Origin of the sequence: Pantoea sp. AG702 (genome assembly GCF_003182295.1) — a bacterium.
In the GTDB taxonomy this organism is placed as follows: domain Bacteria; phylum Pseudomonadota; class Gammaproteobacteria; order Enterobacterales; family Enterobacteriaceae; genus Pantoea; species Pantoea ananatis.
On sequence record NZ_QGTU01000002.1, the window covers coordinates 98,088 to 118,835 of the forward strand.

Here is a 20,748-nt window from a genome sequence, read left to right on the forward strand (position 1 = left end):
CAGTGTAGCGCTGGATTATTAGCGCAGAATTATTGGGGCGCTCAGCCTGCTAAAAGGCCGGGGCGCGCCGGATGCCTGTACCTAAAGAGGCGATTTTACCGCTTTGCTAATTCTGCGCTAATTTTTCGCTAATTAAGGGATAAATTTAACGCGCTACAGTGTGTTCCCTGCACATCTGCTTTAACCAGGAGAACACCATGAATCAGCGCGAGTTTATTCGTAGTTTGCTGGAATGGATAGAAAGCAATTTAGGACACGATCTGCATCTGGACGAAGTTGCTCGCCGCGCGGGCTATTCCCGTTGGCACCTGCAACGGTTATTTCGCCAGCATACCGGCTTCTCACTGGCCGAGTATATCCGTCAGCGCCGTCTGACCGAGTCGGCCCTGACGCTGCTTAACAGCAACGAAGCGATTTTACAGGTGGCAATGAGCTATGGGTTTGATACCCAACAGGCCTACACACGAACGTTTAAAAACTATTTTATGGTCACGCCGGGTCAACTGCGCCGTCAGCGCCGGGTAGAGCCAGATCGTTTATTATTCCCTTATGCCATGGCAAGTTAGTCTCTGTATGGACATTCCCATCCGCGAACTTGTGGGAATGTCCATGCATCGCCAGGGCTGCCTCGCGTCCTTTTTCCTGCTCCCACGCTGTCCGCTTTCCTTCCGTTGCTTTATTCTGACTGCCTGAGGCACGGCGTCGTGGCTGTGCAATAACCTTCAGCAGGCCGATTTGTCCCAGGAATCCGATGACTAACAGCGATAACCTGATCGCCATGATGTTGTTTGCGCGCGTGGTGGAACTCAAAAGCTTTACGGAAGCCGCACGCGTACTCGGCGTGTCAAAGTCCCATATCAGCCGGGAAATTGCCGGGCTGGAACAGCGGCTGGGCATTCGGCTGCTCCAGCGTACGACTCGCCGGATGACGCTGACGGAACTCGGCCAGGCTTACTATCCCTTTTGCGTGCGTATGCTGGACGAAATGCACCGGGCCGAAGATTTTGTGCAGCAGGCTCACCAAAATCCTGCCGGTAATGTCCGCTTACAGGCGCCCGTCACCTATGGCTGCCAGTGCATCGTGCCGCTGCTGAATCGGTTTCTGCGCGGTCATCTGCACATCAATGTCGATCTCAGCCTTACGGATAACAACGATGAGACCCTTGGCGACGGGGTAGACATCGCGATAGTTATCCGTGCTCATGCGCCCCGCCAGGGCAACTTTCGTGTTTTGAGCGACATCCACTGGGGCCTGTACGCCGCCCCTGACTACCTGGCGCAGCATCCTGCCATTTCGCATCCGCGCCTGTTACCCCGCCATGATCTTTTGATGTTTCACGGCCCGGCGCACACGGCGGCACTGCCTTTTCGTCGCGATAAGCTGCGTCTGGCGGTAGACGTGCGTAGCCGCTTTCGGGCCAATAACAGTATGGCGCTGCTGAACGCTGCACTGGCGGGCAACGGCATCGCCTATCTGCCTTCCTATATGGTGCAGGAGGCGCTGACGCAGGGGAAAATTGTCCAGGTGCTGCCGGAGTGGCAGATGGATCGCTCACAGAGCTACCTGCTGAGGCATCAGGACATCGCATCGGCCTCTCCCATCAACCTGCTGTGCGATACGCTGATCGACCAACTGGGCGCGCACTGATTGTTGCAGTACAGCAACAAAACAGGCCAGTCAGCAAATATCGCGCGCCGACTGTTGTTGTCTCGTCACCATTGTTAGCCTGAGTCCCTAAACACGATGGGGATATCGCATGGAAATCACGTCTGAGGCACCTGTATTCCACCACTGGAAACGTAACTTATGGGTTTGCGTCTTTGGCTCGTTTACGACCCTGGTCGCCATGACCTTGCTGCTGCCTTTTTTACCCTTGTATGTTCAACAGCTGGGCGTACAGCACCCGGCGGCCATTGCGCGCTGGTCCGGCGTGGCCTATGGCGCAACCTTTCTCAGCGCCGCGTTAACCGCGCCGCTGTGGGGCAGGCTGGGCGATCGCTACGGCCGTAAGCTGATGCTGATCCGGGCGAGCCTGGGAATGGCCCTCGCCATGGCACTGATCGGCATGGCAACCGCTGTGTGGCAGCTGGTGGCGCTGCGTTTACTGGCGGGATTACTCGGGGGCTATTCTTCCGGCTCCACCATTCTGATTGCTGCGCAAACCCCTAAAGCGCATACCGGATGGGCGTTAGGCGTGCTGGCATCCGGCATGATGGCCGGTAATGTTATAGGCCCCTTACTGGGCGGTGTACTCCCGCCGCTGATCGGCATTCGGGCTACGTTCTGGCTGACGGGGGCGGTCATTTTTGTGGCATTCCTGGCGACCACCTTTTTGCTGAAGGAGCCAGCCGTGGCGCGCAAGAAGGTGGAGAGCGTTTGTCCTCAGCCGGGCGAGGCTGCTGCTCCCTTTGACCGGGCGATAGTCAGGCTGATGTGGTTAATGGCCATGCTGCTGGTGTTTGCCAATATGTCGATAGAGCCTGTCATCACGCTGTATATCGGCCAGTTTTTACATCAGGAGCATGCCATCATCCTGATGTCCGGCCTGGTGATGGCCGCAGCCGCGCTGGGCAGTATTCTTTCAGCACCCTTTGTCGGCAAGCTGGCCGACCGCGTGGGGCACTGGCGGGTCCTGAGCGCTGGCCTGTTTGGCTGCGCGCTGTTACTGATCCCTCAGGCTTTTATTACCGATGCCTGGCAGCTGCTGCCGTTACGTTTCCTGATGGGCATGTCGCTGGGCGGTCTGATGCCCTGCATTACCGCCATTATCCGTCACAACGTTCCCGCCGTGCAGGTGGGGCGCATGCTCGGCTATTCGACGTCGGCGCAGTATATCGGCCAGGTCAGTGGTCCCCTTTTTGGTGGGGTGATCGGTGGCGCGTGGGGAATGCGGCCTGTATTTCTGGCCACCTGCATGGTCATGGGGCTGTGCGCCTGGTTAAGCTGGCGCTCCCCACGCGCAAAAGCGCAGGGCAGATAGCAGGCATAAAAAAAGGCGGACCGGAGTCCGCCTCTGTTCAGGTGTTAATTACTTCTGGTCGGGCAGCGCATAGGCAATCACGTAATCGCCCAGCTTGGTGCCGAATGAACCATGGCCACCGGCAGCAATCACAACGTATTGCTTGCCGTTAACTTCATAAGTCATTGGCGTTGCCTGACCACCGGCTGGCAGGCGCGCCTGCCACAAGAGTTCACCGGTGTCGGTGCTGTAAGCACGCAGGTAGTTATCAGCCGTTGCGCCAATAAAGAACACTTTGCCTGCGGTGGCAACCGGTCCGCCCAGCATTGGCATACCCATTTTAAAGGGCAGCGGTACAGGTGAGCTGTCACGAACGGTACCAATACGTTGTTTCCACACCACTTCGTTGGTTTTCAGGTCAACAGCAGAAACATAACCCCATGCAGGTTGTTTACACGGCAGACCAAAAGGTGACAGGAACGGATTCAGTTCAACGCCATACGGCACGCCGTACTGCGGCTGAATACCGGTTTCAGTACCTGAACCGCCCGTTGCGCCTTTTGGTGGCTCTTCCGGATTACCCGGACCGCGTGGGATCAGCTTAGACACGAACGGCAGCGCCATTGGGTTAGCAATCGCAATCTGACGATGCGGATCAACGGAAATGCCGCCCCATTCAAACATGCCCAGGTTGCCCGGGAAGACCAGGGTGCCCTGCTCAGAAGGTGGCGTAAATGGACCTTCGTAGCGCAGACGTTTGAAAATCACGCGGCACACCAGTTGGTCATACATCGTCGCGCCCCACATGTCCTTATCCGTCAGGTTCTGTTTCGGACGGAAGGTCAGTTCAGAGTAAGGCTGTGTAGCTGAGACATGGTCGCCCTTAGCTGCGCCCTGCGGAACAGGGGTTTCCGGGGCCGGAACCACAGTTTTACCTGTGCGGCGATCCAGAACAAAGATGTTCCCGGTTTTGGCAGGGGCATAGATAACCGGCACGGTATTACCGTCTTTATCGGTAATATCCGCCAGCGTCGGCTGCGAAGGCAGGTCCATATCCCACAGATCGTGATGCACAGTCTGATATGACCACACCAGCTTACCGGTCGTCGCGTTCAGCGCCAGCACGCTGCTGGCATAACGTTCCTGCTCAGGTGTGCGGTTGCCGCCCCAGATATCCGGCGTGGTCACCCCCATTGGCAGGTAAACGATATCCAGCTTCGGATCGTAAACCGCAGGTGCCCACGAGTTAGGCGAGTTCATGGTGAACGTGTGTTCATCCGCCGGAATCGCGTTAGGATCTTTCGCGCCCGGATCGAACACCCACAACAGTTTACCGGTGTTCACATCAAAGCCACGGATGGCGCCTGAAGGTTCACGGGTTGAAAAGTTATCGGTTACCGCGCCAGCCATCACAATGGTAGTGTCAGTAATCACCGGTGGCGAGGTTGGCTCATACATGCCTGGCGTTGTGACCGGCTGCTTGTGCTGCAGATCCAGCTCACCGTTGTTACCAAAGGCCGGGCAGCGTTCACCGGTTTCCGCATCCAGCGCGAACAAACGCCCGTCATTGACTGGCAGGTAGATACGACGCGAGCACAGCGCAGGCTGGGTATTGGACGCATCCTTCGCTGCAGGGAATTCGTGGTATGACACACCACGACAGGTCACGTGCTGGAAGGTTGGGTTGGTTTTCAGGCCGGGATCAAACTTCCACTTTTGCTTGCCGGTGGCCGCATCCAGAGCAAATAAAATCTGATGTGGCGTGCAAAGATACAGCGTGTCGCGAATCTTGATTGGCGTCACTTCATCGGTAATTTCGCCCGGATCGCTTGGGCGTTTCATATCACCGGTCTGGAATTGCCAGGCAACCTGCAGTTCTTTCACATTGTCGTGGTTGATCTGCTTGAGCGGCGAGAAGCGCGTCCCTTGCTGATCGCGCGCATAGGCCGGCCAGTCGCCATCAGCAATATTGCTCAACGGCTGTGCCTGAGGCGCATTATCCGCTGTTGCCGGTAATGCACCGTTAACCACTTGCGGATCATTAAAGACGGAATAGGTTAACACCGCTGCACTGGCAACCAGCGCTACGCCCATGGCACCCAGTGCGCCTTTACCCGGCTGGTATAAGCCGCGATAGACAAAGGGCAACACCAGCCAGACGCCAAAGATCACCAGTACGTCGGTACGCGGTGCCAGTGCCCAGAAGTCGGTGCCGACTTCCCAAACGCCCCAGGCCAGCGTAGCCAGCAGTAAGAGCGCATAGACAACCAGGGCAGCGCTGTTACGTCGCCACAGCAGGAAAGCGGTAAGCAGCATGGCTGCACCGCCGATGATGTAGTACCAGGAACCACCGATCGTGGCCAGCCAGATACCACCAATTAACATGAACGCACCCGTTAGCACGGCGAACAGCACCGTTAAAAAACGGACCACGCTAAAGGATGAGGAGTTTTTCCCCATAATGTTGACCTCATTTCGTTGCCAGAAAACTCAGGAAAACAATCAGATAGATTGTTGTCAGTCATAAAGTACAAAAGATGAAAGGCATTCTTATTTCGCTCTTCCCTGAAGCGTGATGATCCATATCTGTTAAATGTTATAGCAAAATTGGTATGAGTTTTGATTTTTTTGGCTTAAAGCTCTTAACAACGCATCTAAGGCAATACTTTAGAGGGTGTTAATGGGGCTTGCCGATATGATTCAATAGTGCCAGGAGATAAGAAAGGTTAAAGTGTAAAGGGAATGAGATCGCCAGACGCGCGTTGTAATTGCCAGCCGCTAATGTTAAGTGCCGCGAGTTGTTCTGCTGATAACGTCGGTTCGTAACCGCGCACGATAATCTCGGCGCCTTTCCCTTTTAATGACTCAAGAAAAAAAGGAAATGTAAATTTCCGATAGTTGTCATTAAAGAATGAATAACTTAAGACAATGGCGGAAAAAGGAAAGGATTCGACTAAATGCCAGTCTGCGCCAGGCGGTGCAAAGTCAAAAAGCCAGAAACGATAAGCGTTAATTAATTCCAGTAATTTTTCCTGATGGGCCCTGAGGTTGCGATAATTAATACCAATACGCACCCGCGCATCCTGTAGGTGTAAATAACGTTCGGGATGCTGAATCCATTCTTTTAACTGTGCATCACACAGGGGGATAATGATTAATGCTTCTTCAGTTGCAAGATGGTTGTGCAATGAAATAATGTTGTCATCGTTAAGTATCCTTTTCGTCGGTTGTGTGCAGTCCGAATTCGGGAGGTGGTAACAAATACCGGCCACCTGACTCGTGACGTGATGAATAGGCTCAGTAATATAAGGGTTATATCCGCTATTTTTCATTATCTCATCGAAACTATTTAACGTTTGCTGTGAATTTTATTTTTTGCATAACGAGAGGGAAGTACGGCGATTAATATACGCGATTCTCCTGGCAACACACGTTTTTTATATATTAATCAGCACTTTTTTGTTATCCGTTATTTAAATTTATATGCACTCTAATGATAACGTTAAATGGTCTTTTCTGGCGTGACTACTCGTCGAAAGCGTTAATTCACCCTGCACGTTGTTTTGTAAAACGCGTAATAAACGTCATCTGATTATCAGCAGAAAGTGTCGTTCTGATGTCACAACGGCCGCTTCGTTTACTGCTTTATCTTATCCTGAGTTAAGTTATCAGCAGAGCAGGCGGTTTTTTTTAATAATCATCCGCACAGGTCAATCCTCATGAAAAAACGCAGGCGGAAACGCCTGATGCCGCGCGACGCTTGCCCGCAGGGCAGGAGAAGTACAGGTGTGGAGGAATAAAAAAACCGGCCTGAGGCCGGTTTAAGTAGGGTACCAGTCGTCGAGCTATGTTTAACCTGATGGGCTCGGGGGAGTGAGCTATCAGGAGGGAACTAGTGCGTTCCCGTTTTTCCCAGGTTGGCGTCAAAACGTGTCCAGCTTTCGGTCAGATCGATGACGCTGCGGGTTTTGCGCGCTTCATCAATCTTAATGGCCGTCAGGCCGGCTTCCAGTGCGTCAACAACAGAAACTTTTAGCGGCGTTCCCTGCTTGACGTGCTTAACGATCTCTTCCGCCATTAAGGCATCGGCACCGTAATGACCGTCATAGGCGTTGCCGCTGTAGGCGGTTTCCACTTCTTTTTCGCCGGTGCGTGCGTTGTGCACGCGAAAATAGTTACGGACAAAATCGCCTTCAGCCATGCCGTCAGTGCCTATCACGCAGAACCGGCGGAATTCGTCCGGGACGTTGAGGTTAGCGTGAAAAGACAGCGTTGCGCCGCTGGCGTACTCAATCAGGGCGGTCTGGTAATCGACAATATCGGCATCGCTGCTAAACACCGCGTCGGTACTCGACCAGCCGCTGGGCTTAGTGTGATAAATCTCAGACTGCTCGGTGATCGCACCTTGTGGTGCATGCTGAGGCGTGAACGACTTGCGTCCGCCAAAGCTGGCTACCCGAAGGGGGCGCTCCTGCATTAATCCCTGGTAGAGATCGATGTCGTGACAGCATTTTTCCAGAATATAAGGACCGGCATACTTTTCGAGCCTGCGCCAGTCGCGCTGGAAGAACGCGCCATGATAAGGCTTAATATGTTCTGTCGCTTCAATCGAGGTGATTTCACCCAGGCGACGATCGTCACGTGCTGCCAGCAGATCGTGATAGAGCGGCGAGTAACGCAGCACCAGCCCTACCAGAATACGGTCTTCGCCATACTGCTGAACCAGTTTTGCCATCGCCATCGTTTGTTCTTCGTTAATCACGACAGGCTTTTCAGTAAACACAGTATAGCCTGCTGCAAGCGCCTGTGTGACATGCTCAAGATGCATAAAGTTAGGCGAGCCCACCAGCAGCAAATCAAAACCACCCTGTTGCAGCAGCGCCTCAACGGAATCGAACGCTTTGCCGGGATCGATGCCGAAACTGTGCAGATTCGGCAAACCGGCCGGTGCTGGATCGTAATAACCTACCAGCGAAAATTCGGTATCAGCCTTGTGAAACTCTTTAACGACATGAGAAAGACGAAAGCCGAGACCAATAATGCCTACTTTCATGGTAAACCCCTGATCCTGAATTCTGACAACGGTGAGTACGCCGCTGACGGGACGCAATGATGGAAAGACTGGCTACCAACTTATTACGACAGAAAAACTAATGTCAATAACACGTTGTGTGATTTGCATACGTATTTTTGGATATTTCATTGATTTTAAATAATAAATAGTTATTGTTTTTTGCCTATATTTATTTGTTATTGCGATTTAAGTTTTTTTCACCTATCGTTCGCAGATTACAGAATCGAGATGCGTTTACGGCGGGAGGAAGCGCGTGCAATCACACTATCTCCTTGGTATTGATGGCGGCGGTACGCAGTGTCGCGCGCGGTTGACCGACGCGAATGGCAACGTGCTGGCTCAGGCGGTGGGCGGCCCTGCCAACGTCTGGTCACAGTTTGATGCGGCTCTGAACTGCGTTGAGCAGCTCATGGCAGCCGTGCTGTCTCAGGCAGGGCTGACGCCAAAGGCGCTGGCGCAGACCTCGCTGGTGGCAGGATTAGCCGGTGCGAATGTGGCCTCGGTTAAGGCGCGCCTGACGCAATGGCAGCCTGCCTGCGCGACCGTGCAGGTGGTCAGCGATGTTGAGATCGCCTGCGCCGGCGCCCATGCGGCGGCACCCGGTGCGGTTTTTATTATTGGCACCGGTAGCCAGGGCGCAGCCTGGGATGGCGAGCGGTTTACGCTGCTGGGCGGCTGGGGATTCGCGCTGTCCGATCACGGCTCCGGCGCTGAGCTGGGGCGACGCGCGCTGCGGCTGGCATTACTGGCCCATGAAGCCATTGTTGACAGCACAGACTTTACCCACGGCCTGATGGCACAGTTTAACCACAGCCCGGAAACCATGTTGATGTGGACGCGAGAAGCGATGCCCGCCGACTGGGCGCGCGTGGTGCCTGATGTATTCGCCGCCGCGCACGCGGACGATCGTCATGCCGTGGATCTCCTGCAGCAGACTGCAAGCGATATTGGCTTAATGGTCAGCCGTCTCTCTACCATCAGTCAGGGATGCGTCGCCCTCATGGGCGGGCTGGCCACACCGATTCAGCCCTGGCTGAGCGCGGAGAGTCAGGCCCGGCTGGTCGCTGCGCAACACGATGCTCTGGACGGGGCATTAATGATGGCCCGGGCAAATCTGAGGACGCTATGATTGCTCCAAACGTTACCGCGCGCATTCTGAGACTGATCGTGGAACATGCGCCTGTCAGCCAGTCTGACCTCAAGGTCCGAAGCGGACTCAGCATGTCTACCGTCTCCCAGGCGACCAACCGACTGCTGGCGCAGGGCATCGTGCAGGAACTGGGGCTGCGCCGCGTATCAATGGGGCGGCCTAAAACCTTGCTGGGGCTGAATCCCGATCGCGCCAGCGTCATTGGCATTCAGCTTAACGCCGAACGTAACCTGATCGTAATGACCGACCTCAGCGGCAATCTGCTGGGAGAACAGCAGATGCCTTCCGGCGCCATCACGCCACGACAGCTGGGCGATGCGCTGGCTAAATTTCTACGCGGCGTGGAAGAAAAACAGGTTGGCGCGATTGGCCTGGCCTTATCCGGTTTAGTCGATGCCGAAAACGGCTACTGTATTCGTTCGAAAGTGCTCGACTGGGAGAATGTCCCTATCGCGCAGATGCTGGAAACACGCTTTTCCCTGCCGGTATTTATCGAAAACGATGCCAATGCGATGGCGATGGCCACCCTGGTGTTTGGCCAACTGGGCAACGCGCAGTCAGCGGTTATTGCGACTTACGGTAAAGGCATTGGCGCAGGCATTATTCTTAACCGCCGACTGTATCGCGGGCGACATGGCAAAGCGGGCGAGATCGGTAACGGCCTGGTCGGCGATGGCTCGCTGCGTCTGCTCGAGGATGTGGCCTCGTCCCGGGCAATCCTGCAACGTGTCCAGCAGGATGAAGCGGGCGGTCCGCTAACGTTGCAGGCGCTCGATCAGCGGCCCACGGCCGAGGTGCTGAGCGCACTGGAAGAGGCGGGACGTGAACTGGGAATTTCCCTGGCCAATCTGTCGGTGGCGTACGATCCTGACGTCGTGTTCCTAGCGATGGAACCGCACATGGCTTCACGTATTCTGCTGGACCACATTACCCAGAGCTTTCAGGCCTATCGTCTGAAGCTGACGCCACAGATGACACCGCTGCAGTTTCTGACAGAATCAAACCGCATGTGGGCGCTGGGCGCGGCAGGCTTTGCCGTGAATATGCTGCTCGATCTGCTGGCTGCCCAGGCGGATGAAGAACCCGTGACCTGACGGCGCCGCAGCGCCATCCTGTTTAACGCAGACGCTGCCCCTGCTCATCAAACAGCAGGCAGTGGTCTGCCGATAAACCCAGCCTGACCTCCACGCCTAAATCACGCCGTTGCGCCTCGCGCGCCTCAACAACCAGCATCTGTTCAATGCCTAAATCAAGGTAAAGATAATTGGTGTGGCCGAGCATTTCGGCAAAGGAGAGCGTGCCGCTGAACTGACGTTCGGCTGGCGTTTCCGCGGCGGGCTGCATGTGCTCGGGACGAATGCCCAGGGTGACGCGCTGGCCCTCGCGGCAGGGCGCCGCAATCTTTAGCACCAGCTGCGTTATCTTCAAATCCGGCACGCGTAACTGCACCTCACCCTGACCCGTGGCGGTGACTTCGGCTTGGAGGAAATTCATCTTCGGCGAGCCGATAAAACCGGCCACAAACAGGTTGTCTGGGTCGCTGTACAACGCTAACGGCGCGCCAACCTGTTCAATCCGTCCTTTGCGCAGCACCACGATACGATCGGCAAGCGTCATCGCCTCCGACTGATCGTGGGTCACATAAATCATGGTGTTGCCCAGCGAGGCGTGCAGGCGGGCAATCTCGATGCGCATTTGCAGACGCAGCTCGGCATCCAGGTTGGAGAGCGGCTCATCAAACAGGAAGATGCGCGGATGGCGAATAATGGCGCGGCCAATGGCCACGCGCTGACGCTGGCCCCCGGAAAGCGCCCGTGGCAGGCGATCCAGCAGTTCGGTCAGGTGCAAGCGCGCGGCGGTTTGTTCAATTGCCTGGGCTATCTCGGCTTTCGGCTTTTTCATCACCTCAAGCGGATAGGCCAGATTACCGCGCACCGTCATGTTGGGATAAAGCGCATAAGACTGAAACACCATGGCGATGCCGCGTTCGGTTGCGGGCTGACGGGTCATGTCTTTATCGTCAATCAGCAATGTGCCGTCAGTAATTTCTTCCAGCCCGGCGATCATCCGTAGCAGGGTAGATTTACCGCAGCCGGATGGCCCAACGAACACCACAAATTCGCCGCTGTTTACCCTGAGATCGACGCCGTGAATCACATCGATATGGTCATAGGACTTCTTAACGTTCTGTAAGCGCAGGCTGGTCATAAACTCTCTCACTTAAAGTAACTGGCCCATATATATGGCGTTGCTGCGCAGGATGTGGCTGAATCCCATGCGTTGATAGAACGCGCACACCTGTTCATTTTGCAGGCTGACGCCAAGGTGAACGCCTTTCACGCCGGCCTGGCGTAGCGCAGCCAGTTCCTGTGCAATCATCCTGCGGCCCCAGCCGCCTTGCTGCACCGGCGGCAGCAGATTGATATGTAAATGCGCGGGCCACTGTGTCACCAGCTGCGCATCGGCACGTTCAGGCTGACGGATGCTGTCGAGAATTTTGCTGTCATAGGGGGCGCTGGGCGTGCGGTCACGGTATTTTTCCTGAAGCTGAGGCCACCAGTGCTGCTCAAGCTGCGCTTCAAAGGCGCGGGTATCGGGCGTAGCGACAACATAGCCCATCACTTCGCCTTCCACGTCCAGCACAAAGGCAAAATCCGGTGCAAAGCGGGCGTAGGGCACCGCAAAGCGCTGTCCAGGATACTCGGGATCGGAATAGTGGTTACGGGCATCCTTACCGGCATTGGCGGTTTCCAGACAGATGCGGTAAAGCGCTGAATAGTCCGACTCGGTGGCCGGACGAATGACACCTTGATTCGCCATCGTCATCTCTCACAGGTCAGTAGTTGAACAACCTCACGGTAATGAAAGCTGACTTAGTTTTCAAGATGGAATAATTGCCCCGCTATCCTGAAGTCGCCTCCGCTCGGATCTTATTAGCTGACCAGGCCAGTCCCTGTGGGCTTCTGTCGCAGGCGGTGAACCGGCTGGCGGCAATCGTCAGAGGAAATAAAAAGTTAAAAATGTGAGCGTCATATGATTTTCATATTTTTTATCAGCAAGTTATTACGCCATTTTTAGGCTGGTTTATCGTGCTGGCCCGCGGCGAACGGACACCGATAACGCGCCAGATTTGTGCGGATTTCTCTCCACTTATGCTGAGCGTTGCCCTGTCAGCGTGTTTTTTTGCGCAGGCTCACAACCTGGCAATTCCCAAGGTGGGATGTTTGACTTTATTTTTTTATTAAAGTAACTATGAGTGAGAAGGTGATTTATGCGGCGACAGTCTGCGGGATTGCAGACCCTGTGAAGAAAGGATGCCCATCCTGTATTGGAGAAAGTGAGCATGATGTCTGATTCCTCAGTTCGTTCGTTCCGTTTTCGCACTTCGGTTCGTAGCCTGTTGGCGGCGGGCTTGCTGATGGGCAGCGTTGCGCATGCCGACAGCACCGTTACCCTGAATGAATGGGATATCTACAGTTATCCTCAGCAAACGGCGGCCGTCGATGAAGGTATTAAAGACTTTTCCCAGCAAAACCCCGGTATCGTTATCAACCGGTCCGTGCACTCCTTTGAAGACACGCGCATTCCTCTTAAGTTGGCCCTGACCGCAGGTGAAGGTCCGCAGATTGCCCAGGTGAATCAGGGCGGCGGCGATATGGGATCGCTGGTCAAAGACAAACTGCTGCTGCCGCTGGATAGCTATGCGGCCGAATACGGCTGGACCCAAAAATTCCCGGACTCCATTCTCAAGCGTAACCGCTGGTCTGACAGCGGCCAGTTTGGCAGCGGCAAGCTGTACGGCGTGGCCAGCCTCGGTGAAATGGTTGGCCTCTATTATAACAAGGCGCTGCTGGATAAGGCCGGTATTGCGGTACCGAAAACCCTGAGCGAGCTTGACGCCGCAATGGCAAAACTCAAGCAGCAGGGCACGCCGCCAATGATGCTGGGTTTATTAGACGGCAACATGGGGCAGCAGTTACTCAGTACGCTGTGGGAAGCGCAAATTGAAAGCAGCGACCGCAAAAAACTGGATGATTTGATTTACGACGTGGGCGGCACGTTCAAAGATGACAAGCTGAAAAAAGCGGCCACCATGATGAAAGGCTGGGCGGACAAAGGTTATCTGTTCCCGGGCTATCAGGGCATTGGTCATGATGATGCCGCCACGTTATTCCAGAACGGTCAGTCTGCGTTCCTGGTGAGCGGAACCTGGTATCTGGGCCAGTTTAAAGACAACAAAGATATTCACTTCACCGGGATGCCAGCCGGTGACGGCGTTAAGCAGCCGTTGATGGTCGGCGGAACCGATCTGGCCTTCTCGATGACCAGCATGGCGAAAACCAAAGCCCAGCAGGATGCCGCCGCCAAATTTATTAACTATATGGTGTCGGACAGCATGGCAAACCGCTGGCTGAACGTTGGCTTCCTGCCGGCCAGTACCAATAAAGACGCAAAAATCCCGGCGGATAATCCGCTGTTAGGCGAAGCCTGGCAGGTGTGGCTGAACCTGAATGCCTACGACGGTCTGGGCCATTATGTCGACTGGGCAACCCCGACCATGAACGCCGAACTGAATCAAAACGTTCAGCTGCTGCTGGCGGGCCGACAGACGGCTGAGCAGATGGTGATTAACTTCGATAACAACTATCAGCGTTACATGAAAACCCTGAAACACTAAGCCGGTTGCCCGGCAGCGAACCTGCCGGGCCTGAATGTCGCTCTGACTACGACGAGTACGGTTATGTTGAATCAAAGCAGTTGGCGTAATTTTCTCTATCTTCTTCCCGCAGTCCTGGTTTATGGCCTGTTTCTGCTGTTACCGCTGCTCGCGTCGTTGGGAATCAGCTTTACCGAGTGGGATGGCACCTCGCGGCCAGTTTTCGCGGGCATCAGTAACTACCTGCGTATGTTCAGCGATCCGGTCTTCTGGATTGCCCTTGGCAATAACGCCATTCTGATGCTGTTTTATACTCTCCTGCCGATTGGCGTGGGGCTGCTGCTGTGCAGCTTTCTGTATGAAACCCGAAACAACACCGAGCGCAGCGTACTGCGCATCCTGTTCTTTCTACCTTATATCATGCCGATGGCGGTTCTCGGCGTAGTGTGGCGCTGGCTGTACAACCCGGCCTTTGGCCCCATCGATCAGGTCCTGCGTGCCATCGGATTGCCGCAGTTGGCGATGTCCTGGCTCGGGGATTTTACCTGGGCACTGCCGGCCGTCGGCATGGTCGCCACCTGGTACTTTTTTGGTTTCTGTCTGGTGCTGTTTATGGCGGGACTGCAGCGAATGGATCCGTCCCTGCTTGAAGCGGCGGACCTGGATGGCTCCTCGCGCCGCCAGAAGTTTATGCGCATTACGCTGCCGGGACTGCGTCCGGAGCTGCGCATCGCGCTGTTGCTGACGGTCATCGCCAGTCTGAAGGCGTTCGATCTGGTGTACGTAATGACGCAGGGCGGCCCTGGCACCTCCACCATGGTGACCAATATCTTTATGTACAAGCAGGGCTTTGATCTGCATTACTTCGGCTATGCCTCATCGGTTGCCGTATTCAGTATGGTCATTGTGTTAGGACTTAACTATCTGATCCATCTGGCATTGAAGGAACGTTACTGATGAAAAGCACACCGATCATTTCTCGTGCGCTGATCTGGATTGTGGCGCTGATGACCATCATGCCGTTTTTAATGGCGTTGATGACCTCGTTTAAAACGCAGATGGAGCTGTTTCAGGGCGTGTTTCATTTACCCGCCTCACTGAATGTCAAAAACTACATCACCGCCTGGCAGCAGGGACACTTTAACGTTTACTTTATGAACTCGGTGCTGGTGGTGTTTCCGGTGGTGCTGAGCAGTATTTTACTGGGTATTCTGGCCGGATTTGGCTTTGCCTTACTGAAAATTCCGGGCAAGAAAGTGGTGGCGGCCATGCTGGCGCTGGGCATGGTGCTGCCGAGTGAAGCCTTTATTATTCCGCTCTATCATGAACTGCACTGGATGGGGCTGACCAACACCTATCTGGCCCTGATTCTGCCGCAGGTTGCGCTGTCGCTGCCGTTTACTACCCTGATGATTGCCAGCGCTTTCCAGCAGGTGCCTAAAGAGTTAGTCGAGGCGGCGGTGATGGATGGCGCGCCTCGCATTAAAATCCTGTGGGGGATTTTAGTTCCGGCCATCTGGCCCACGATCTCCACGCTGGCCCTGCTGTTGTTTATCTGGACGTGGAACGAATTCCTTATTCCGTTGATTTTGGTCAACAAAGATGAGCTGCGAACCTTGCCCATTGGCATGATGTTTTTCCAGAATAAGAACACCATTGATATCCCGGTGCTGATGGCTGGCGCGATGATCGTTATCATGCCGCTTATCGTGGTTTTCCTGTTTTTCCAGCGCAAGTTTATCAGCGGCGTAACGGAAGGTGCGGTGAAGTAAGCGCACCGGTTCATCTCTCATTCACTAAGGCCGGACGATGCATCTTTCCCTTGGCGATTTTCATCCCGTCGCAGACGGCGAAACCCCTGATACACGCATCCTGCAACAGGCGATTGACCAGATTGCGGCGGCGGGCGGTGGGCGACTTACGCTGCCGCCGGGGCGTTATCGCAGCGGCTGCCTGAACCTTCCTTCCGATTTTGAGCTGCACCTTGAAGCCGGCGCAGTGCTGGTTGCCAGCCGACATCTGGCGGACTACCAACAGTGGAAAGCGCTGAGCTGTGCCGAGAAATCGCATAACGTCCTGCTGTATGCGCTGGGGCAGCGTAACCTGACAATTACTGGTCAGGGCCATATTGAGGGAGACGCCGAAGCGTGGTTTGCGGCGGAGCCTGACGAACAGGGCTACCGGGTCCCAAAAGCAGACAGGCCACGCATGATCGTGTTTGAGGATTGCGAGCAGGTCAGGTTGCAGGACATCAGCCTGATCCGCGCACCGATGTGGACGGTGCACCTTGTCAGCTGCCGCCATGTGCATATCGAACGTCTGACCATTGATAACGCCATGACGCTGCCCAACACCGACGCTCTGGACATTGACAGCTGCGAGGCGGTTTTTATCAGCAACAGCTATTTCAGCGCGGCAGATGATGCGATTTGCATCAAAACCACCTTCAAGCCCGCTGGCCTGCGTCGTCCGGCGCGACGAATCGCGGTGAGCAACTGCCTGCTGCGCAGCGACAGCTGCGCCTTGAAGATCGGCACTGAAACCTGGGACGATATTGAAGACATTACCGTTTCAGGCTGCACCCTGTTTGATTCCAACCGCGGCATCGGCATTGTGTCACGGGATGGTGGGGCGATACGGCGCGTCCTCTTCAGCACGATCGCCTTTAGCTGCCATCATGTTGCCGCCTGCCACTGGGGCAAAGCCGATCCCATTTTTATCTCCGTACGGACCCGTGATCCGGCGGTGCTGCCGGGGATCGTGGAGCAAGTCCAGTTCAGTCAGCTCAGCGGTGTGGCAGAGGGCGCGATCAACCTGCATGCTGCCCAGCCAGGCTGGATCCGTGATATTTCACTCAATCAACTCCATCTGCGGCAAACTGTCGCGCAGGGCGTGCAGGGACAGTACGATGTGCGGCCGCCCTGTAATCCCGATTCCCCCACCGGGATGGGGCTGGATAATGCTTACCGGCTGGATAAAACCACTGGCGAGGCTTACGGCGTTGAGCGCTATCCCGGTGGGCTGCCGGGACTGTTTGCGCGCGGCGTTGAGAACCTGCAATTGAACAACCTGACGATTCAGCGGCCTGAGCCGCTGCCGTCAGGCTGGCATCCGGACAGCGTTGTACTGCTGGCAGACTAAGTTACAGCGCCGCCGCGATAGCGGCACCCAACTGCTGCGTATCCGCGCTGCCGCCCAGGTCGCGGGTTAAATGTTCACCGGCGGCCAGGGTACGCTCAATGGCGTTCAGCACGGCATCACCGGCTTCCTTGTAGCCGAGATGCTCCAGCATCATGGCACCACACCAAATCTGGCCGATCGGGTTGGCGATATTTTTACCGGCGATATCGGGCGCCGAGCCGTGCACCGGTTCAAACAAGCTGGGGAATTTGCCTTCCGGATTGATATTGGCAGACGGCGCGATGCCAATGGTGCCGGTGCAGGCAGGGCCGAGATCCGACAGGATATCGCCAAACAAATTGCTGGCAACCACCACATCAAACCAGTCGGGATGCAACACAAAATTGGCGGTAAGAATATCAATATGATATTTATCCACCTTGATCTCGGGATAGTGCTCACCCATCGCCTGAACGCGGTTATCCCAGTAGGGCATGGTAATCGCGATACCGTTCGATTTAGTGGCAGAGGTCAGGTGTTTTTTGGGCCGACGCTGGGCCAGTTCGAAGGCAAACTTCAGAATGCGATCGACGCCCACGCGGGTCATGACCGTTTCCTGAATGACCACTTCCCGCTCGGTGCCGGGGAACATGGTGCCGCCCACGCTGGAATACTCGCCTTCGGTGTTTTCCCGCACCACGTAGAAATCGATATCGCCCGGCTTACGGTTGGCTAACGGTGCTTTCACGCCGGGCATCAGGCGTACCGGACGCAGGTTCACGTACTGATCAAACTCACGGCGAAACTGCAACAGCGATCCCCAAAGCGAAACATGATCCGGCACCACATCAGGCCAGCCAACCGCGCCAAAATAAATCGCATCGAACGTTTTCAGCTCAGCAAACCAGTCGTCCGGCAGCATTTTGCCATGCTGTTGCCAGTATTCTGCGCTGGCATAATCGAACCACTCCCAGCGCAGTGGAATGTTGAACTTCTCTGCCGCCACGTTCATCACGCGCACGCCTTCTGGCATCACTTCTTTGCCAATGCCGTCGCCGGGAATCACGGCAATACGATGGATCTTCTCTGTCACTGGGCACCTCTGAGGTTGGTAGGGTGAGTCGGTCAGGTTTCCGTATGCTGTCTTGATGCAGCTTGATTTATCACCGGGCGTTAGCGCAGTATAACTCTCCACCTGAGGTAAACAATTGGCCTTAAAGTTAATCCCATGTTGAATCAAAGTAGAGAATCTCGGACGTCAAGTGACGATCTGGCGTTTTTCCTGCGCGTGGCGTCATTGGGCAGCCTGACGGCGGCCGCGCGGGCGCTGGGGCTTTCTCTGGCGGCCGTCAGCAAACGCCTGAGCCTGCTGGAGCAGCGGCTGGGGGTTCAGTTGCTGCGCCGCACCACGCGCAAGCTGGAACTGACGCCCGAAGGTCGTCGATACCTGGAAGGGGCTCGCCCGTTGCTGGAGCAGTTGGTGGCGCTGGAAGACGCGGTGAGCGGGGAAACGGCCGAGCTGCGCGGCACGCTGAATATTAATGCCTCGTTTGGTTTTGGCCGCCGCCATATCGCGCCCTGCGTGTCTGCCTTTGCTGCCCTGCATCCTCATCTGGCGCTTTCCCTGCAGCTCAGCAGTCAGCCGCTGAATTTTCTTGATGCCCATGTGGACATCGACATTCGCGTCGGCGAACCGCCAGACTCACGGCTGGTCGCCCGGAAACTGGTGCACAACCCGCGTGTACTTTGCTGCTCGCCCGCCTACGCCGCCAAACACGGGTTGCCGGACAGCATCCGGGCGCTGGCGCAGCATAACTGCATTTTACTGAGGCAGCATGACAGCGATTTCGCCCTGTGGCGTTTTGTCGGCGATGCGGAGAGCCTGAGTCAGAAAGTCCGCGGGAACCTGGTCACGAACGATGGCGAGGTGGCGATGCGCATGGCGCTGGATGGTCATGGCATCCTGCTGCGCTCCTGGTGGGATGCAAAACACAGCATTGCAGCCGGGGAGCTGCGGCATGTGTTGCCCGAATGGCGGTCACCGGACGGCGATATCTTCGCAGTCTGGCAGGCGCAGCGACAGCAGCCCTCGCGCCTCATGGCGTTTGTGACCTTTCTACAGGAAAGGCTTCAAAGCGATAGCGCGTTAACTCATCTGTGATGTCCCACGCAACTTTTCTGTAAATCATTATCACTATTAAAGTATTTTCCGGCAGCGTCGATACCGATCTTATGTGTCTGCGCCCGTTGCGTAGATCGACTGTGAGCACGCCTCTGGTCTGAGGCGCGGTTTAACCTCTGGTGGATGCCTGGCGATGAATACAGATTTAACACGCTCCGGGGATGGCGTTTCCCCTCAACGTATTGCAAAACAGGCAGACAGGCTGGTTGTCATGCTGTGTTGGATCATGGTGGTGATTTCAGCCATCGTCGGAAGCCTGTACCAGTCAACCTGGCTGGCGATAACGGTCGGCACCGGGCTGGCACTGGTCGCCACGCTGGTGGGATGGCTGGCAAACGGCACGCTATTTTCGCGCTTATGGTTGGCCTTCACGCTCATCGGCTTTGCGGGTTTGCTGATTCAACTGGGCCAGGGCGAAACCGAGTTCCACTTTTCGGTGTTTGTCTTGCTGTCGGTATTGCTGGTCTATCGCGACAGCCGACCCTTGCTGGTGGCCGCCGCGACAGGCGCCGTTCATCATCTCCTGTTTAACTATCTGCAGGAACACGATCTGTTTGGCATCGTGGTCTTTCACCATCCCGGTCTGGATATGGTGCTTTTCCACGCGCTGTTTGTGGTGGTACAGACCGCGATGCTGGTGCTTATCGCCCGGCAGATGGCCGCCGATCTCCGCGCTTCAAGTGAGGTCGCGCAACTGGCTGCCCGCATCAACCGTGAACCAGGTTGCCTGACGCTGTCGGTGGAAAATCAACAGAGTGAAACGCCATTCGCCAAAACCTTTAGCCAGACGCTGAGCACGATGCGCGGTACGTTGAACCAGGTCAGCCACGGCGTCGCTGAACTGCTGCAGGAGGCCGACAGCATGCTGTCGCGTAACGCCGCCCTGTCGCAGCGCACCGATGAACAGGCTCAGGCGCTGGAGGTGGCGACCACCGCGATGTCACAAATCAGCGTTGCCGCCAGTCAGGCGAAGGATAAGGCGCAAACGGCCTGCGATCTGGCTCATGAAACCCGCCAGGTAGCGAATAAAGGTCAACAGAATATTCAGCGGGCGATGGCCTCCATGGCGCAGATTAACGTGGAGTCTGGCCGGGTTAAAACCATTCTTGAACTGATTGACGGCATTGCGTTCCAGACGACGATTTTGTCCCTGAATGCCTCAGTAGAAGCCGCCCGCGCGGGTCAGGAAGGCCGGGGTTTTGCCGTGGTGGCCAACGAAGTGCGCAGCCTGGCATTGCGGTGTGAAAATGCCGCCCGTGAGATTCGCCAGCTCATGGATGTGTCCAGTTCCAGCGCCGAGCAGGGCACCGCGCAGGTTGATCAGGCCGCCCAGACCATGCAGGCGATTCACGTCAGTATCGACAGCCTTTCACAGCTGGTGAACGAGCTGTCGGAGATGAGCGTGCAGCAAAATCAGAGCATCGAACAGATTCAGCACAGCATTAACAGTATTGATGACAGCGTGAATCATAACGTCAAACACGTGACCGAAACGCTACAGGTGGCGCAGCACCAGCGTCAGCAGGCCAGCACGTTACAACAGGCCATCTCACTGTTTCGTTTTAGCTAGGCGAAGCAGGCAGAAGCCATCATGAGGCGGTTCTG

The 20,748-nt window shown here is 55.6% G+C and carries 17 protein-coding genes; 11 read left to right on the forward strand and 6 right to left on the reverse strand.

The features are described from left to right. Positions 1-197 precede the first annotated feature (197 nt). The 3 genes from DFO57_RS06835 to DFO57_RS06845 all read left to right on the forward strand — a co-directional run bounded on the left by DFO57_RS06835 (position 198) and on the right by DFO57_RS06845 (position 2,981). Positions 198-566, forward strand: coding sequence for a helix-turn-helix domain-containing protein (locus DFO57_RS06835; RefSeq protein ID WP_014606915.1), 369 nt, complete (start codon positions 198-200; stop codon positions 564-566). 185 nt (positions 567-751) lie between these two features. Then, complete coding sequence (locus DFO57_RS06840; RefSeq protein WP_110015200.1) at positions 752-1,648, forward strand: LysR family transcriptional regulator; 897 nt, start codon at positions 752-754, stop codon at positions 1,646-1,648. 109 nt (positions 1,649-1,757) lie between these two features. Further along, on the forward strand, positions 1,758-2,981 hold the full coding sequence (locus DFO57_RS06845; RefSeq protein ID WP_110015201.1) for an MFS transporter: 1,224 nt from the start codon (positions 1,758-1,760) through the stop codon (positions 2,979-2,981). Positions 2,982-3,029: 48 nt separating this feature from the next. Here the strand turns inward: DFO57_RS06845 and DFO57_RS06850 are convergent, their stop codons facing one another. The 3 genes from DFO57_RS06850 to DFO57_RS06860 all read right to left on the reverse strand — a co-directional run bounded on the left by DFO57_RS06850 (position 3,030) and on the right by DFO57_RS06860 (position 8,013). After that, positions 3,030-5,420 carry a glucose/quinate/shikimate family membrane-bound PQQ-dependent dehydrogenase gene (locus DFO57_RS06850; RefSeq protein ID WP_014606912.1) on the reverse strand — a complete coding sequence of 797 codons (2,391 nt, stop codon included), beginning with the start codon at positions 5,418-5,420 and terminating at the stop codon, positions 3,030-3,032. A 266-nt stretch (positions 5,421-5,686) separates the two neighbouring features. Then, complete coding sequence (locus DFO57_RS06855) at positions 5,687-6,292, reverse strand: hypothetical protein (protein ID WP_013024213.1); 606 nt, start codon at positions 6,290-6,292, stop codon at positions 5,687-5,689. Positions 6,293-6,852: 560 nt separating this feature from the next. Next, complete coding sequence (locus DFO57_RS06860) at positions 6,853-8,013, reverse strand: Gfo/Idh/MocA family protein (RefSeq protein ID WP_014595093.1); 1,161 nt, start codon at positions 8,011-8,013, stop codon at positions 6,853-6,855. 274 nt (positions 8,014-8,287) lie between these two features. Between DFO57_RS06860 and DFO57_RS06865 the strand changes: the two genes are divergently transcribed. Further along, a complete protein-coding gene (locus DFO57_RS06865) occupies positions 8,288-9,163 on the forward strand; it encodes a BadF/BadG/BcrA/BcrD ATPase family protein (protein WP_019105643.1) in 876 nt (291 codons plus the stop codon). Then, positions 9,160-10,278 (forward strand): ROK family transcriptional regulator, encoded by a 1,119-nt coding sequence (locus DFO57_RS06870; RefSeq protein ID WP_013024216.1) that lies wholly within the window; start codon positions 9,160-9,162, stop codon positions 10,276-10,278. The genes DFO57_RS06865 and DFO57_RS06870 overlap by 4 nt, the downstream gene beginning before the upstream one ends. A gap of 22 nt (positions 10,279-10,300) precedes the next feature. Here DFO57_RS06870 and DFO57_RS06875 read toward each other — a convergent pair whose 3' ends face one another. Further along, a complete protein-coding gene (locus DFO57_RS06875) occupies positions 10,301-11,392 on the reverse strand; it encodes an ABC transporter ATP-binding protein (RefSeq protein ID WP_014606908.1) in 1,092 nt (363 codons plus the stop codon). Between the two features lie 12 nt (positions 11,393-11,404). Further along, the gene (locus tag DFO57_RS06880; protein WP_041930951.1) at positions 11,405-12,004 is read right to left on the reverse strand and encodes a GNAT family N-acetyltransferase; all 600 of its coding nucleotides are present in this window, start codon (positions 12,002-12,004) and stop codon (positions 11,405-11,407) included. A gap of 526 nt (positions 12,005-12,530) precedes the next feature. Here DFO57_RS06880 and DFO57_RS06885 point away from each other — a divergent pair. The 4 genes from DFO57_RS06885 (at position 12,531) to DFO57_RS06900 (ending at position 16,982) form a co-directional block, all read left to right on the forward strand. After that, positions 12,531-13,862: an extracellular solute-binding protein gene (locus tag DFO57_RS06885; RefSeq protein ID WP_033770543.1), complete on the forward strand. Its 1,332-nt coding sequence runs from the start codon at positions 12,531-12,533 to the stop codon at positions 13,860-13,862. A gap of 63 nt (positions 13,863-13,925) precedes the next feature. Beyond that, positions 13,926-14,798 (forward strand): carbohydrate ABC transporter permease, encoded by an 873-nt coding sequence (locus DFO57_RS06890; RefSeq protein WP_013024220.1) that lies wholly within the window; start codon positions 13,926-13,928, stop codon positions 14,796-14,798. Beyond that, positions 14,798-15,613 (forward strand): carbohydrate ABC transporter permease, encoded by an 816-nt coding sequence (locus tag DFO57_RS06895; protein ID WP_014595099.1) that lies wholly within the window; start codon positions 14,798-14,800, stop codon positions 15,611-15,613. Before DFO57_RS06890 ends, DFO57_RS06895 begins: the two co-directional genes overlap by 1 nt. A gap of 37 nt (positions 15,614-15,650) precedes the next feature. Next, positions 15,651-16,982 carry a glycoside hydrolase family 28 protein gene (locus DFO57_RS06900; RefSeq protein ID WP_013024224.1) on the forward strand — a complete coding sequence of 444 codons (1,332 nt, stop codon included), beginning with the start codon at positions 15,651-15,653 and terminating at the stop codon, positions 16,980-16,982. 1 nt (position 16,983) lies between these two features. Here DFO57_RS06900 and DFO57_RS06905 read toward each other — a convergent pair whose 3' ends face one another. Then, positions 16,984-18,054, reverse strand: coding sequence for a tartrate dehydrogenase (locus DFO57_RS06905; RefSeq protein ID WP_014606905.1), 1,071 nt, complete (start codon positions 18,052-18,054; stop codon positions 16,984-16,986). Positions 18,055-18,189: 135 nt separating this feature from the next. Here DFO57_RS06905 and DFO57_RS06910 point away from each other — a divergent pair, with 135 nt between their 5' ends. After that, entirely contained in the window at positions 18,190-19,122 is a 933-nt protein-coding gene (locus DFO57_RS06910) for a LysR family transcriptional regulator (protein ID WP_013024226.1), read from the forward strand. A gap of 154 nt (positions 19,123-19,276) precedes the next feature. Beyond that, the gene (locus tag DFO57_RS06915) at positions 19,277-20,713 is read left to right on the forward strand and encodes a methyl-accepting chemotaxis protein (RefSeq protein ID WP_015701235.1); all 1,437 of its coding nucleotides are present in this window, start codon (positions 19,277-19,279) and stop codon (positions 20,711-20,713) included. Positions 20,714-20,748 lie beyond the last annotated feature (35 nt).